General features: G+C 44.1%; 16 protein-coding genes. 8 read left to right on the top strand and 8 right to left on the bottom strand.

Annotated features, from left to right (window positions below; translation table 11 throughout):
* The first annotated feature begins 229 nt into the window (after nucleotides 1–229).
* From RJ01_RS02065 to RJ01_RS02055, 3 genes are read left to right on the top strand one after another with little or no spacing between them, the layout of a single operon-like run.
* Nucleotides 230–1,585, top strand: coding sequence for a MacA family efflux pump subunit (locus tag RJ01_RS02065; RefSeq protein WP_034169903.1), 1,356 nt, complete (start codon nucleotides 230–232; stop codon nucleotides 1,583–1,585).
* Nucleotides 1,586–1,587: 2 nt separating this feature from the next.
* Nucleotides 1,588–3,564: a MacB family efflux pump subunit gene (locus RJ01_RS02060; RefSeq protein WP_034169902.1), complete on the top strand. Its 1,977-nt coding sequence runs from the start codon at nucleotides 1,588–1,590 to the stop codon at nucleotides 3,562–3,564.
* Nucleotides 3,565–3,574: 10 nt separating this feature from the next.
* Nucleotides 3,575–4,987 carry an efflux transporter outer membrane subunit gene (locus RJ01_RS02055; protein WP_034169901.1) on the top strand — a complete coding sequence of 471 codons (1,413 nt, stop codon included), beginning with the start codon at nucleotides 3,575–3,577 and terminating at the stop codon, nucleotides 4,985–4,987.
* A 48-nt stretch (nucleotides 4,988–5,035) separates the two neighbouring features.
* Here the strand turns inward: RJ01_RS02055 and RJ01_RS02050 are convergent, their stop codons facing one another.
* Nucleotides 5,036–6,850 (bottom strand): tetratricopeptide repeat protein, encoded by a 1,815-nt coding sequence (locus RJ01_RS02050; RefSeq protein ID WP_034169900.1) that lies wholly within the window; start codon nucleotides 6,848–6,850, stop codon nucleotides 5,036–5,038.
* Nucleotides 6,851–6,954: 104 nt separating this feature from the next.
* Nucleotides 6,955–7,725, bottom strand: coding sequence for a ThiF family adenylyltransferase (locus RJ01_RS02045; protein ID WP_034169899.1), 771 nt, complete (start codon nucleotides 7,723–7,725; stop codon nucleotides 6,955–6,957).
* Nucleotides 7,726–7,923: 198 nt separating this feature from the next.
* On the opposite strand from RJ01_RS02045, the gene RJ01_RS02040 reads away from it, so the two are divergent.
* On the top strand, nucleotides 7,924–8,172 hold the full coding sequence (locus tag RJ01_RS02040) for a hypothetical protein (protein WP_005232166.1): 249 nt from the start codon (nucleotides 7,924–7,926) through the stop codon (nucleotides 8,170–8,172).
* A 34-nt stretch (nucleotides 8,173–8,206) separates the two neighbouring features.
* Here RJ01_RS02040 and orn read toward each other — a convergent pair whose 3' ends face one another.
* Nucleotides 8,207–8,761 (bottom strand): oligoribonuclease, encoded by a 555-nt coding sequence (orn, locus tag RJ01_RS02035; protein WP_004782074.1) that lies wholly within the window; start codon nucleotides 8,759–8,761, stop codon nucleotides 8,207–8,209.
* Nucleotides 8,762–8,885: 124 nt separating this feature from the next.
* Here orn and rsgA point away from each other — a divergent pair, with 124 nt between their 5' ends.
* From rsgA to secB, 4 genes are all read left to right on the top strand, one after another.
* Entirely contained in the window at nucleotides 8,886–9,944 is a 1,059-nt protein-coding gene (rsgA, locus tag RJ01_RS02030) for a small ribosomal subunit biogenesis GTPase RsgA (RefSeq protein WP_034169898.1), read from the top strand.
* 93 nt (nucleotides 9,945–10,037) lie between these two features.
* Nucleotides 10,038–10,445, top strand: coding sequence for a rhodanese-like domain-containing protein (locus RJ01_RS02025; protein WP_005232169.1), 408 nt, complete (start codon nucleotides 10,038–10,040; stop codon nucleotides 10,443–10,445).
* A gap of 21 nt (nucleotides 10,446–10,466) precedes the next feature.
* Nucleotides 10,467–10,721, top strand: coding sequence for a glutaredoxin 3 (gene grxC, locus RJ01_RS02020; protein ID WP_034169897.1), 255 nt, complete (start codon nucleotides 10,467–10,469; stop codon nucleotides 10,719–10,721).
* Between the two features lie 35 nt (nucleotides 10,722–10,756).
* Complete coding sequence (secB, locus tag RJ01_RS02015; protein ID WP_004782070.1) at nucleotides 10,757–11,215, top strand: protein-export chaperone SecB; 459 nt, start codon at nucleotides 10,757–10,759, stop codon at nucleotides 11,213–11,215.
* A 51-nt stretch (nucleotides 11,216–11,266) separates the two neighbouring features.
* Here the strand turns inward: secB and RJ01_RS02010 are convergent, their stop codons facing one another.
* The 5 genes from RJ01_RS02010 to RJ01_RS01990 all read right to left on the bottom strand — a co-directional run bounded on the left by RJ01_RS02010 (nucleotide 11,267) and on the right by RJ01_RS01990 (nucleotide 15,444).
* Entirely contained in the window at nucleotides 11,267–11,665 is a 399-nt protein-coding gene (locus RJ01_RS02010) for a cytochrome b562 (protein WP_034169896.1), read from the bottom strand.
* Between the two features lie 186 nt (nucleotides 11,666–11,851).
* Nucleotides 11,852–12,658 (bottom strand): enoyl-ACP reductase, encoded by an 807-nt coding sequence (locus tag RJ01_RS02005; protein WP_005232173.1) that lies wholly within the window; start codon nucleotides 12,656–12,658, stop codon nucleotides 11,852–11,854.
* Between the two features lie 128 nt (nucleotides 12,659–12,786).
* Nucleotides 12,787–13,608: a TatD family hydrolase gene (locus RJ01_RS02000; RefSeq protein WP_034169895.1), complete on the bottom strand. Its 822-nt coding sequence runs from the start codon at nucleotides 13,606–13,608 to the stop codon at nucleotides 12,787–12,789.
* Nucleotides 13,605–14,567, bottom strand: a complete 963-nt coding sequence (locus tag RJ01_RS01995) for an RsiV family protein (RefSeq protein WP_034169894.1) — start codon at nucleotides 14,565–14,567, stop codon at nucleotides 13,605–13,607. The genes RJ01_RS02000 and RJ01_RS01995 overlap by 4 nt, the downstream gene beginning before the upstream one ends.
* Nucleotides 14,568–14,616: 49 nt before the next feature.
* Complete coding sequence (locus RJ01_RS01990; RefSeq protein WP_005232178.1) at nucleotides 14,617–15,444, bottom strand: hypothetical protein; 828 nt, start codon at nucleotides 15,442–15,444, stop codon at nucleotides 14,617–14,619.
* Nucleotides 15,445–15,489: the final 45 nt, after the last annotated feature.

The raw sequence follows: 15,489 nt of genomic DNA, 5'->3' as shown, positions 1-15,489 counted from the left end.
ATGATCAATATTTTTCAGATAGCTAAATCGTATAAAATTTCATCTAAAAAAGATGATTTTAATAGGAGTAGCTCAATGAATGCCTTATATAAAATCAGGTTTTATCTTATATGTTTTTTTAAACTAGGCAGTGGAAAATAATTCTCATTTTAAATAAAAAAAATTCACGTTTTATCCTAATTTCGCTTTTATAATCAACTGTTATCCTACGACCCGAATCTGAACCCATATGCCAAAAATAAAACCTACGAAACTCATTATGGCAATTGTAATTGCCATCCTGGTGGCAGTCACTGCCTGGTATTTTCTAAAACCAAAAGAGCAGCAGCCACAATATATTACAGCTGAAGTGACCCAAGGGGATATTGAAAATTCGGTACTGGCAACTGGTGTACTTGAAGCCACCAAAATGGTCAGTGTCGGTGCCCAGGTTTCGGGTCAGGTTAAAAAAATGTATGTGCAACTTGGCGATCAGGTCAAACAAGGCCAACTGATTGCCCGAATTGACTCTGTTCGTCAGGAAAATGATTTAAAGACTGCTGAAGCCAGTATTAAAAACCAGATGGCACAGCTTGCCGTGAAACAGGCCAACCTCGCTAAGGTGGAAGCCGAATATAAGCGTCAGCAAGCCATGTATGCCCAAGATGCAACCTCGCGTTCAGAACTAGAATCTGCATTAGCCAGCTACAAGACCGCTCAGGCAGATATCACCGCGATTAATGCACAGATCGAACAGTCACGTTTAACTCTAGCCACTGCGAAAGAAGATCTCGGTTATACCCAAATTGTGGCGCCAATGGACGGAACCATTGTAGCGATCGTGACTGAAGAAGGTCAGACTGTAAACGCCAATCAAAGTGCACCAACGATTGTGAAACTGGCGCAGCTGGATACCATGACCATTAAAGCGGAAATTTCTGAAGCCGATGTGATGAAAGTTCAGGAAGGTCAAAGTGTTTACTTCACCACTTTAGGTGACAGTGAAACCAAACACTATGCAACATTACGTCAAGTTGAACCTGCACCGGACTCGATCAATACCGAAACCAACAGCACATCGACTTCATCATCAAGTACTGCGGTGTATTACAACGCCCTATTTGATGTACCGAATGAAGATGGTAAATTACGTATTGATATGACTGCTCAGGTTTACATCATTTTAGATGAAGCGAAAAATGTGCTGACTATTCCTGCCGCAGCGGTGCAAACCTCAAACCGTCCGCAGCGCCGTGCACAAAGTTCCGATAGCGATACAACACAAGCCAATAATGCTGCCGCTCCTGCTGATGCGAAACAAGGTGAAAATAAAACGGATCGACCTAAACGCTTAGAACTCACTGAAGCAGAAAAAGCTTTGGTTAAACAAGGAAAAGCAACTGTATCGATGGTTCGTGTATTACAAGCAGATGGTTCTGCAAAACCTCAACCTGTATTAATTGGTCTGAATAACCGCGTCACAGCTCAAGTCATCCGCGGCTTAAATCAAGGCGATAAAGTGGTGATTGCAGATGGTTCAGATACTTCAAATGATTCAGCTAAACGCAGCAATCGTGGTGGTGCTGGCGGCCCAATGAGAATGTAATTATGAGTCAAAATCAAACACCTCTACTTGAGGTTAAGAATCTGACTCGTGAATTCCCCGCCGGTGAAAGCACTGTTCAGATTCTTAAAGGGATTAATCTTGAGATTTATCCCGGTGAATTAGTGGCAATCGTAGGTCAATCGGGTTCAGGTAAATCAACCTTAATGAATATTTTAGGTTGCTTGGACAAACCCACCAACGGTAGCTACAAAGTTAAAGGACGTGAAACCCGCGAGCTTGAGCCTGATGAATTAGCTCAATTGCGTCGTGAGTATTTCGGCTTTATTTTCCAGCGCTATCACTTATTGGGTGATTTAAATGCTACGGGCAACGTTGAAGTACCCGCAATTTATGCCGGTGCCGATGCGACCGAGCGTAATGCTCGTGCCAAGCAATTACTGACCGATCTAGGACTGGGGGACAAAACCCAAAACCGTCCGAGCCAACTGTCTGGTGGTCAGCAACAACGTGTATCGATTGCTCGTGCCTTAATGAATGGTGGTGATGTGATTTTGGCCGATGAACCCACCGGGGCATTGGACAAAAACAGTGGTATTGAGGTCATGCGCATTTTGCGTGAACTGAATGCCAAAGGTCATACCATTATTTTGGTTACCCATGATCATAACGTTGCTAAAAATGCCACGCGCATTATCGAAATTTCAGACGGGAATATCATTTCAGACAAACAGAATGTGCCTGAAGTTGATGATGGTTTCGAGAAAGAAAATCTGGTTCGAAATGAACAAAAGAAAATCTCGAGCTGGCGTTCTGCAGTAGACCGTCTCGGTGAAGCTTTCCGTATGGCCTTATTGGCCATGAATGCACACCGGATGCGGACCTTCCTGACCATGCTCGGCATCATTATCGGGATCGCGTCGGTGGTTTCAGTCGTTGCCCTCGGTAATGGCTCACAAAAGCAGATTCTGGAAAATATCAGCAGTCTTGGGACCAATACCATTACCGTGTTCCAAGGCCGGGGCTTTGGGGATAATTCCCGAACTGCACAAGTGAAAACCTTGATTCCTGATGATGCTACTGCCCTATCGGAACAACCTTATGTCGATGGTGTCAGTCCATCGGTCAACAGTAGTGTTACCGGACGCTTCAAAGAGATCGAAGCATCGACCACGGTCAACGGTGTCAGTGAAGACTTCTTCTATGTCAAAGGTATGAACTTCGAGTCAGGTCAGCCCTTTGATAAAGAAAGTGTGACCGAACAAGCTCAGGATGTGGTGATTGATAGCAATACCAAAAACACTTTCTTTGCGGATGGCACCAATCCTGTCGGTCAAGTCATTCTATTGGGTAGTGTACCGAGTCGGGTGATTGGAGTCATTGAAGAACAAAAAAGCATGATGGGCAACTCAGACAGCCTGAATGTGTATTTGCCTTATTCAACCGTCATGAGCCGTATGCTGGGACAATCCAATGTACGCAGTATCATTGTGCGTATTAAAGATGAATATCCAAGTGCGGCTGCGGAAAATGCCATTTTAAGCCTATTGGTACAACGCCATGGTGCTCAAGATGTGTTTACGCAAAACTCCGACAGTATTCGTGAAACCATTCAAGAAACCACTCAGACCATGACGCTTCTGGTTTCGGCTATCGCCGTCATTTCCCTAGTGGTCGGTGGTATTGGTGTGATGAACATTATGCTGGTTTCGGTGACTGAACGTACGCAAGAAATCGGGGTACGGATGGCAGTCGGTGCGCGCCAAAGCGACATTCTGCAGCAATTCCTGATTGAAGCTGTTCTGGTTTGTATTCTGGGCGGTATCTTAGGCGTATTGCTGTCACTCGGTATCGGTCAGCTGATTACGCATTTTGCTGGAGGAACCTTCCAGATGGCATACTCAACCACATCGATTGTCGCGGCCTTTGTCTGCTCAAGTCTGATCGGTATCGTGTTCGGCTTTATCCCGGCACGTAATGCAGCCCGTTTGAATCCGGTCGATGCACTTTCTCGAGAATAAGGAATCTGATATGCATACTCTTACCAAACTTGCCAGTGCCCTGATTCTAGGGAGTTCATTGGTCGGCTGTGCGGCCGTGGTGAAAACGCCGTATGAACAACCTGCTGTACAGGTACCTAATAACTTTCAAAACAATAAAGCTGTAAGTCAGCAAATTCATGCTGATATTCTCGCAGATCAATGGTGGACTCTATTTAAAGATCCCCAACTAAATAGTCTGGTGAATGACGTACTGGCAGCCAATAGTGATCTGGCCGTGGCCGGGATCAATTTGCAGCAAGCCAGTATTCAAGCCAGACAGACACAAAGCCAGCAAGGTGTACGTATCAGTGATGCGGGTTTAACCACACGTAGAAGCTTTGATCTGGAAGATGGCAGCAGTTCATCCAGTTTTGGGGTTAATTTCCCTGGCTTAAGCTATGAACTGGATCTGTTCGGTAAACTGGCCAATCAGACTGAAGCAGCGCGTTGGGAGGCCTTGGCATCTGAAGAGGACTTACAGGCGACTGCACAAAGTCTGATTGGTACGACTGCTCAACTGTACTGGCAGCTGGGTTATCTAAATGAACGTTATAGCGTGGTTCAACAAAACCTGGCGACTGCACAGCGTACGTATGATCTGGTCAATGTCCAGTATCGTGCCGGTGCAGTGTCTGGTCTCGATCTGACTCAAGCTGAACAGGCCATTCAAAGCCAGCAAGCGACCTTAAGCCAAATTGAACAGCAGCGTGTGGAAACACGTACGGCACTGGCAGTACTCATGAATATGCCTGTGCAACAGCTTTCGATTCAGGAACCGAAGCGTTTACCGAATATTGCCTTACCGTCGATTGAAGCTGGCTTGCCTGCTAGCCTTCTCTCCCGCCGTCCTGACTTGAGAGCCACTGAACTGCGTTTGCGTAAAGCCTTAGCCAATAAGGATGCCAACAAGGCCAGTTATTATCCTTCGATCAGCCTGACTGGCAGCCTAAGTACTGGCGTAGGCACCAGTTCATCATTGTCAGATGCGCTTAAAAATCCGGTGGCGACCTTAGGCGCAGGACTCAGCCTGCCATTCCTGCAATGGAATGATATGAAACGTGATTTACAGGTGAATGAACTGGAATACGAAAAGGCAATTATCCAGTATCGTCAGACCATGTACGAAGCTTTTGCCGATGTAGAGAATGCCCTGTCCAATCGTACTGAACTCACCAAACAGGTTACGTTACAACAACGTAATGTTGAACTGGCTGAACGTACTGAACGTCTGACAGAAGTGCGTTATCGTAATGGTGCAGTGGCATTGAAAAATCTGCTGGATGCACAAGAGACTACACGTAATGCCCGTCTGTCTTTGGTGCAAACCCGACAAAGCCAATACAATGCTTATGTGACCCTGATGCAAGCTTTGGGGGGTAGCCCGATCAAGCAACTGCCTTAAGTATTTAGCTCAATAAAAACCGCTGTTAGTCAGCGGTTTTTTTGAAGTTTACATATGCAGATAAGCATTTACATTGTTGAGCTGTTCAATAGAAGGCTCATGTCCTAACAGACTGCCTTTTTCCAGCCATTGACGGGCAATTGCAATATCACGTTCTACACCAATGCCTTTGGTATATAAGCGCCCCAGATGACTATAAGCATCGGCATTCGCCTGCGCTGCCGCTTTACGATAGCACTGGATTGCCTGATCCAAATTGGCTTCAATACCAATTCCTTGTTCCAAAGCTTCACCTAAAGCATTTAGTGCGAGACCATTATGCTGGCTCGAAGCCTGTTCCAGATATTTTAGTCCTAAAGCCGTATCTTGCTCCACCTTCTTGCCCTTTAAATACATCATGCCCAATTCGGCCTGTGCTTGTGCATTTCCCAATTGAGCTGCCTGATGCAGATAACGTTTGGCCTGTTCCTCGTTCACTTCAAAGACTGGATAAAAATCACTATAAGCTTGATACAAATACCAAGCAGCCTTACTTGAACCTTTCGCCACCGCCTGATTCAAATATTGAATTGCTTTTTCTCGTGTCGGTAATGGATATTCAGGCAAGCCATAAAAACGTCCCACTATATAAATCAGATCAGCTTCAGACTGTGCTGCAAGTTGCTCTTGCTGTGCAATTTCCTGAATCATTTGGGTAGCTTTAGCCGTATCTTTTGCTACACCTACTCCGTTTAAATAGCAGAGTGCCAGACCCATCTGGCTAAAGCCATGATCAGGATCATTTTGCAAGGCATGTTGATAGAGTTCAAATGCTTTCTCCGGTTCATGTGCGACCAAATAGGATTCAAAATATAGTGCGGCAATCAGACTCAAGGCCTGAGGATGCTGAGTTTGTGCTGCTTCAGACCAGTAGCGAAATGCCATGGTTTCATTTTTTTGCACATACCAACCATGAAAATAGGCCAGACCGATCAGAGTTTTGGCCTGTGCATCTTTATGTTCTTTGGACTGCTGTAATAGATGCTGAAACACCCGTTGACGTTGATCAGGATCAATAGTGCCGAGTAACACGCCAGCATAGTAATCATATAAACCACTCTGATCACCCAGATGAATACAGCGTTTAATGAAATTCAAAGCCTGCTGTTGATCTTTGGGCAAGACTTTGCCATTTGTATAGGCTTCGGCAATATCCTGATTGGCCGCCAAGTGATCCTGCTGTGCTGCCAGAAACAGATAATGGATACCCAAACTTAAATCTTGCGCTGCACCATCCGCCAAATAATATTGGGCTAACTGGTACTGTGAATTAGCATGTCCCTGCTCGGCATTTTGAATTAACAGTTGCAGGCGTTGCTGTTCTGCAGTGTCATGATCAGATTCAGCCAGCTCAGTGATGCGATACTGCGCATCCAGATGACCGCGCGCGACCGCATACCGATACCAGTACAAGGCTTTTTCAGGATCATTTAATTGGTATTGATGACCATCATAGATCTGGCCTAAATGATAGGCTGCATCTTCCCCACCTAAACTATAAGCTTTTTCAAGAAAGTTAATCGCTTTTTCCGTGCTCTGCTCACGGCCCTGTCCGTTTAAGTGCATTAGGGCCATGCCCACATAAGCCTGCGGCAATTCCTGCTGTTGGGCTAGCCCCTGATAAATTTGATAGGCACGTTCATAATCCGGATGATGCGGATCCGTACTTAGACGGGTTGCATATTTCAATTGAGCATCAATCTGCTCAATCCATAGATCATGATGCACGGCTTTGGCCTGATCACGTTTCACCGGATCAGGACGTTTCCACATCCAGATTGCTAAAGCCCCAATCCCCAAAACCAGCACTAGCAAAAACCACATAGCTGCTCCAAAACCAAAAGATTGTTTTTGTTATATGTATAAAAATTCATTTTAAACTTAGCATAAAAAAAAGCACAAATTGTGTGCTTTTTTTGTTGACTCAATTAGGCTTTCAGTCTTTTGCTATCAAGCTTTTTCAATACTTCCGATACCGCAACCATGGCGAAGCTAGAAGTCACTACCACTGCAGAACCATAACCACCACAGCGCAAGCCTGCGCTTGCACAAACATCTGCACTCGAGAATGGATTATCGATAGAGTAGACGCAAGTGATCCCAAATTTTTCTTTTGGCTTTTTACAGATGCCTTTAGCACGTAATTGCGCACGTAATTTTGCCAGCATTGGATCCTGTTCGGTTCTGGATAAATCGGCTACCCGGATTTTTAACGGATCCAGTTTACCGCCTGCTCCACCGGATACAATCAATGGAATCTTGTTAAAACGGCAATGCAGCATCAAGGCAAACTTTGCTTTGACGTCATCGATACAGTCCAGAATGATGTCAGGATTTCCTGACAGAATTTCTTTCACATTTTCTGGCATCAGATAATCATCAATCAGATTGATTTTAATTCGAGGATTAATCGAGCGGCAGCGTTCTGCCATGATTTCGATTTTTTCACATCCTAGTGTCGCTGTCATGGCTGGTAACTGACGGTTAATATTCGATGCTGCGACCACATCCATATCGACCAGTGTGAGCTCGCCAATCCCGGTACGTGCCAGTGCTTCGACTGCCCATGAACCAACACCACCAATTCCGATCACCATCACATGACTGCTTTCATAATGATGAAAGCTATCGTCACCATAAATTTTGGCTACACCCGCAAAGCGGCGGTCGTACTCATCATCTTGAAGCAGATCAGTCATAGGTCATCAATAGCAAGAAAAACACTAGAGTATTTTAGCAAAATCATGGGCACTTTACTGCCACTAAAATCCAGATACAAAATCAGTCAAAAAAGCCTTCTTGCGCCATCGCTAAAACACGTAAAATCGATCAAATTACAACCATAATAAACTTCACAATATTTCAATTAGGATTACCTTAAAGGGAGTCAGATCAGCATGCTATTTAACGCCCTTTTTGCCCTGATGGTTTTACTGTTCCTGCTCTATCTTTACGGTTTAACCTTTAAAAAGCAGAAAAACTATTATCTTAGTATCATGATCCGTATCCTGACTTTGGGATTATTTGCCTTGATTATTTTGGATCAATATGAAACCCAGACCCATCTTGCTCTGGTGCTTCTGACCTGGGTACTGTTTGAGAGTAGTGAAAACTTTTATCGCAAGAAACTTTCTGCGAGCAAATAAAAAAGAGGCTTTCGCCTCTTTTTCACTGTTCGGATTATTTATTCATAATGAAGAAATATTCACGATAATATTTCAGTTCAGCAATCGAATCACGAATGTCATCCATGGCTAGATGCGAAGCATTTTTCTTCAGGCCACTCATGATTTCAGGACGCCAGCGTTTTGCCAACTCTTTTACTGAAGATACGTCCAGATTACGGTAATGGAAATACTGTTCCAGTTCAGGCATTAAACGGTGCAGAAAGCGACGATCCTGACAGATCGAGTTACCACACATAGGCGATACTTTTGGATTCACCCATTTTTTCAGGAATTCAATGGTTTCACGTTCTGCATCCTGAGCAGTCAATTTACTGCGGCGTACGCGCTCAATCAGGCCAGACTGACCATGCTGGCGAGTATTCCACTCGTCCATCGCATTCAGGATACGGTCAGATTGATGCACAGCTAGCACGGGCCCTTCGGCAAGAATATTTAGGTTATCGTCCGTTACAATCGTGGCAACTTCAATAATCTGGTCATTGTCTGTATCCAGACCTGTCATTTCCAGGTCAATCCAAATCAGGCGGCTATCCGGGGTGCTGCTCATAAATGTGCAATCTTATTAGGCTATAAAACATTTATAGTAGCAAATTTATTACGTCGATGCTGTAACTGACACCCCGCTTCATGCTATTTTTGCCATCTCGCTCCCATGGTTTTTTAGGATTTGAATGGCTTTAATACGTAAACGTCGTTTAACTGAACAACAACAACGTCGTATTCAAAAACAGCATAAAACGCGTCAGGAAGAGATCGATACCTCTCAAGACCTGGAAGGGCTGGTCGTGCAGCATTATGGCCGCCAGCTTGAAGTCCAGGCCTTGTCCGTACCTGAACAGCATCCTGAAAAACCGGTCGTGGCTGAAGGCGAACCTGAGCCCTTCTGGAAGCCGATTGAACTGGGTAGTGTCTGGCGCTGCCATACCCGAACCAACCTGGAATTGCTGGTAACAGGCGACCGAGTCAGATGGCAGGCTGATCCAAATACCGGACTCGGCATTATTACGGCGATTCATCCGCGCACTTCTTTGCTGACCCGTCCTGACCGTTACCACAAGGTTAAACCGGTTGCCGCCAATATTTCCCTGATTGTGATTGTGTTTGCGCCATTGCCTGAACCAGCTCCGGGTCTGATTGACCGTTATCTGGTGGCTTGCGCAGATGCAGAGATTCCAGCGCTTTTAGTTCTGAATAAATCAGATTTGCTTAAGGAAAATGATCCAATTCTGGATTTGCTTAAAGAATATAAAGATCTGGGTTATGAAGTGATGCAAACCCAGTCCGATGGCGATCTGACAGAACTGTCCGCTCGTCTGAATGAGGAAACTGTAGCGTTTGTCGGTCAGTCAGGTGTCGGTAAAAGCACGCTGATTAATGCGATCGTCCCGGATGCTGCACAGAAAACCAATGTCATTTCTGAAAACTCAGCACTGGGGCAACATACCACGACCTCCACACGTCTGATTTCCTTTGGTGATGGCGCTGCTCTCATCGACTCACCGGGAATCCGTGAATTTGGTCTCTGGCATCTGACCTTGGACAAAGTCCAAAGCGGTTTTCCGGAAATTGAAAATCTGCTCGGTCACTGCCAATTCCGTAACTGCACCCATAAACATGAAAAGCAGTGTGCCTTACGTCAGGCAGCATCAACAGGGGAAATTTTGCCGCGCCGACTGGACAGCTATTTACGTTTAATTGACGAAATTAACGAAGCGCAGCAAAAAAATTAATTTTCTTAAGGCTTAGCCCTTGAAGCGGTGATTTTGATCACCATATTTATGAGCTATACTCTTGGCAATTTTAAAATTGTAATTAGGTGAATTGTGGAACGTTGGTTCGAGTTTATGGGGAATCACCCCTTCTTGTTTGGAACACTCGCGGTACTCGTGGTTGTATTCTTCATCATCGAAGGTCAACGTAATGGTCGCAAAATCTCTCCGCAATCGCTGGGAATTTTAGTTAAAGCAAAAAATGCCATGCTGATTGATTTACGTGATGCTAAAGACTTCCGTGAAGGTCACATCAGTGGTAGCCGTAACATTCCATATAGCCAAATTACAAAACACGTTGATGAGTTAAAAGCATCTGATCGCCCGTTGGTGTTCATTTGTAATCTTGGGCAAGTTGCAGGTTCTGCGCTTCAACAGGTAGGTCATGCAGATGCCTACCGTCTGGATGGCGGCATTACAAACTGGAAAGCTCAAGGTTTACCTTTGGTGAAAAGCAAATAATCTGCGAACAGGAGATTGATCATGGCTGAAGTTACTATCTATTCGACGACAGTATGTCCGTATTGTATCCGTGCAAAACAGCTCCTTGAGCGCAAAGGTGTTGCATACAAAGAAATTAATTTATCGAATGAAGCCCCTGAAGTGCGTCTTGAATTGATGCAACGCACCAATCATCGTACCGTGCCACAGATTTTTATTAATGAACAATTTATCGGTGGTTTTGATCAACTTTATGCCCTAGAGCGTGAAGGCAAACTAGACGAATTATTGGCTTAATCTACTAAAACCTACCTCATATCAAGGATTAAAGAATGAGTGAAGAACAACAAGCTCAACCACAATTGGCATTAGAGCGTATTTACACTAAAGATATTTCTTTTGAAGTTCCTGGGGCACAAGTTTTTACCAAGCAATGGCAACCTGAGTTAAACATCAACCTTTCTTCTTCTGCAGAAAAAATTGATCCGACTCATTTTGAAGTGGCTTTAAAAGTTGTGGTTCAAGCGACCAATGAAGGTGATACAGCGTTTATCGTTGACGTGACTCAAGCAGGGATTTTCCTGATTGATGGCGTTGAAGAAGAGCGTCTGCCATACATTCTTGGTGCTTACTGCCCGAACATCCTGTTCCCGTTCCTTCGTGAAGCGGTGAATGATATGGTGACTAAAGGCAGCTTCCCGCAATTACTGCTTACACCAATCAACTTCGATGCTGAATTTGAAGCGAACATGCAACGTGCGCAAGCTGCTGCTGTTGAAGGTCAAGCTTAATCACTTGATCTTGAAGTTAAAAAAGACCGCAATAGCGGTCTTTTTTATGGCTTATTTAAAGGCTTGATGCCCCTGCTTTTTAATCTGATCCATTTTCACTGTGAGAGTTTGGGCTTTGGTTAGCTGATTGGCTGCAACAAATTGTTCAGCTTGTTTAATCTCTTTCAATAAGTCAGTTAACAATCCCTGATAAGCCGTAACTTTCGCATCTTTGGATTTTAGCTTTTGCAGACCTGATGGTAAATTTTTCTGGCAAACTTCCACAGATTTTTGCATACCTTGCAATGCTGCCCGCGCCTCTTTGCTATCTTTGGCAGATTTGAAATTTTTTAAATGATGGTCGAGTTCATGCATATTGTCATGATAGTGACTGTCTTCTGCCATGCTCGACGTGGTGATCCCCACTGTGCCCATCACAAAAATCATGCTGATTAAAAAATTTTTAAACATCCTTATTATCCTGTATTGTTTTTATATTAAACATCTTAGTGGGAAAGTCCTGAAAGATAAATTATTTTGATCCGAATTCTTGTATCCCTTGTCATCAGACTTACATCATTAACAATTAAAGTTAAAAATAAAAACCCCTCAATAATGAGGGGTTTTCTTTGCTGAAAATTGATCTTTTAAAAAGACTTATTCTGCATCCAGCATCAGTTCAGCACTCATGCCTACTGTGTTATAACCCGCATCGACATACATGATTTCACCAGTGATCCCGTTTGCCCATGGTGAGCACAGGAACAAGGCTGCATTACCGACATCTTCAATGGTCACATTGCGTTTTAGTGGAGCCACTTTTTCATTCAGATCCAGCATTTTACGGAATGATTTAATGCCAGACGCCGCCAATGTACGGATTGGACCTGCTGAGATCGCATTCACACGGATACCTTCTGCACCCAGGCTAGATGCCAGGTAACGTACACCTGCTTCTAAAGAGGCCTTCGCCAGACCCATCACGTTGTAGTTTGGCATCACACGCTCAGAACCTTGATAAGTCAGCGTTAACAGGCAGCCTTGACGTACAGCCAGTAATGGCTTCGCAGCACGTGCCATCGCGATAAAGCTGTACGCACTGATGTCATGGGCAATCTTGAAACCTTCACGGTCGGTTACATCAGTAAAGTCACCATCTAGGGTATGTGCTGGCGCAAAACCGATTGAATGTACGACGCCATCCAGACCATCCCAGTGTTTTGCCAGTTCTGCAAATGCATTGTCAATTTCTGCATCTACTGCCACATCACAAGGAAAAACCAATTCAGAACCGAATTGTGCAGCAAAATCATCTACACGTTTTTTCAGCTTTTCATTTGGATAAGTAAAAGCGAGTTCTGCACCTTCACGATGTAATGCCTGAGCAATACCAAAAGCAATTGATAATTTACTTGCAATACCTGCGATCAAGAAGCGCTTACCCGCCAATAGTCCTTGTGCCATGTGAATCTCACTCAAAATAATTTATATGCATGATGCCAAGTCTAAAGCATTTTAGAAATTGCATAATGCGCCTTTTTTCACTGGATCATAAATTGGAATCCAGTTTCCGACCGATGTAGGGTTTTATCTTAAATCGCCAGATGTAAAGCCTGATGGGTATTTTTCCAGAGCTGCTGTGCTAGTTCATCTTGATCCATGTGCAGACTCTTGGCCAGGCCTTGCAGGACATAAGGCAGATTGGCAGGCGTATTGCGAGTTCGCTGCTCAGTAGAATGCTGGCAACATAAAGGCGTCATGTCCGGACAATCGGTTTCAAGCACCAGATATTCCGGCCCTACCTGTTGTACCACCTGATGCAGTTTTTTAGCATTCGGATTGGTGATTTGTCCTGTTATTCCAAGCTTGAAGCCCAGCTTGATAAAGGCTTTGGCTTCTTCAATCCCGCCACCAAAGGCATGGGCAATACCGCCCTGTTTAAACTGATGCTGTTTTAGAATCTGTAAAACATCGGCATGAGATTTACGGATATGCAGTAACACAGGTTTATCAAACTGCTGCGCCAGTTCCAGCTGTGCAGCAAAAAAATCTTTCTGTTTCTGAAAAAGTTCCGGCTGTTTATGCCGTTTATCGAAAGTATCCAGACCAATTTCACCAATGGCAATACAAGGCTCTGTGCTTAATAACTGCTCCAGATCCTGTAAATGCTCAGGTTGATGCTGCTCAATATAAAATGGATGCAGGCCGGGTGCCAGATGACTTTGAGGCGCATTGTCTAACTGATTAATAAAATGATGCGTCTGCAATAAATCCTTAAACCGGCTCTGTAAAAAACCAATTAAGACCAGATGCTCCACCCCTGCTGCTTTGGATGCATAAGCCAGCTGTTCCCGATCATGATCGAAATCGGGAACATCAAAATGGGTATGGGTATCAAATAACGAAACCATCAGCGTGCTTTGGCAGGAGTTGCAGGCTCGGCTTCTGAAGCAGCGTTCTCTGTTTGAGGCAGATATTCAGGTTTCAGAATGCCATTCAGCTGTTCATAAGGAATGACCAGACGTGGCAAACCCACCACATAAGGACCAATCTCATATTCGGCATATTGCAGCGCCAGTCCCTGTTTAGACAGGTAAAAATTATCTGTCAGCTTAAATTTCCAGGCCTGTTCATATTCAGCTACATCATTGGCCAGTTTGGATTCCATCACCCAGATTTTAAAAGCCTCATAAGCTTTGGCTTCGAGCTGAGCCTTTTGTTTAGGCAGAATGATATCATCCAGCTTAATCAGCTTTTTCTGCTCAAGATCAAAATTGTAGTAGGTTTGAGCAGAAGCGCCATGCGCACCACCGAGATAATGGGTACTGTTTAAGACCACAGTCGCGAGTGGATCACCAGATTGTAGAATTCTCGGTTTGATCATCAAGCTGATACTATGGCTGGCACTGAGTGCTTTCAACTCCTTATCCAGATTCAGGAAAGTCTGCATATGCGGCTGAATCTGCTGTTCAAGCTGCTGTTTTGGAGTTTTGACATTGGCTAATGCAGTTTTTGATTCGGAAGCAGCGGCTTCAGCTTCACTTGCTGCAGATGCTTTCGCCGGTTCAATCGCATCAATAGACAAAATGCCCTGTAGCTGCTGCAGAATCTGCTGATCTATCCATTCATCGATAAATGGCTGATTGCTTTTCAATCTCTCGATAGAAATCTCAGGACAGTTTTTTCCTTCACATTCAGGCAAGGCCAGTTTCAGCTTCTCAGTATCACCACTCAGCTTCAGCACTTCAGGCTGAGCCTGTACCACTTCAGGCGCAGCAGGCTCTTTCGGCTCTTTTTCCTTAGGCTGGCAGGCACTCAGCAAAACCGCTGATGCCAATACTGACAGACATAAAACATTCTTATAATTTGACATGCATTAACCTTTGTTCAACATCATTATTTATCCTTGCAGGACCTACCTGTTAGAACATATTCTGATAAATATCCACTTTCAAGACTTGTTGTGTTTGTTCTTTGGTTAAATAGATGTCCAGTTGTTTGGCATCTTTGCTAATTTCCTGACTACGATAATGTAAGCCAATTCCTTCCTGATCGAAGAACCAGTCCGCCTGCCCCCAGTACAGTTTTTTTGGTGCTTTCTGCTGGACTTCTGCATTATTGTCCTTTAACCATTTTTGGTAAGCCTGCTGCACAATCTGATCCATCTGCAATTGCTGCTCAGGATTGATAATATCTAGCGGACTGAGTATTTTTTGCTGCACACGGTCAGCCACAAAGAAATAATAGCGTTCATTGACGCGGATATTTTCCTGAGTGCTGTCTACCCCAATTTGCATTAACACAAATTGATTGCGCTGATAAGGAATACGGGTATACAGCGATAACTCATAGGCTTTATTCAGTTTGAGCTGGGCTTGCCAGGCATCTGATTTTTTTACATACGCATTAACCGCCTGCTGCAGACTCATATCCTGCTTTAGGCCAATCTGATCCTGAATGACTTTTGCTTGCTGCTTTTCAATAGACTGGTTTAGCCAGGAATCAGCTGTCTTTAAGGTTTGAATATCCAGATTAATACAGTTTTTAGTTTCACAAAATGGCAAAGCAATATCGGCCGATTTCTCCTGGATATTCAGATAAGGCAAAACTTTGGCTTTTTCTTCAGGGGTGACTGCTGCAGATTTTTTCTGTTCCGTCACTGGCTGTTCTTTTTCATTTTTATCACATGCACCAAGTAACAAACTGCAGCCAATGACTGAACCGAGCAGGATTTCCTTACTAAACTTCATGATTTTTTAGAGATATAAGTAATGAGTCGTCTAAATGTAGCACAA

Origin of the sequence: Acinetobacter sp. YZS-X1-1, assembly GCF_000804305.1 — a bacterium.
Lineage (GTDB): Bacteria > Pseudomonadota > Gammaproteobacteria > Pseudomonadales > Moraxellaceae > Acinetobacter > Acinetobacter variabilis.
The sequence above is the reverse complement of the archived record's forward strand: the minus strand, read 5'-3'. Positions and strand labels throughout refer to the sequence as shown.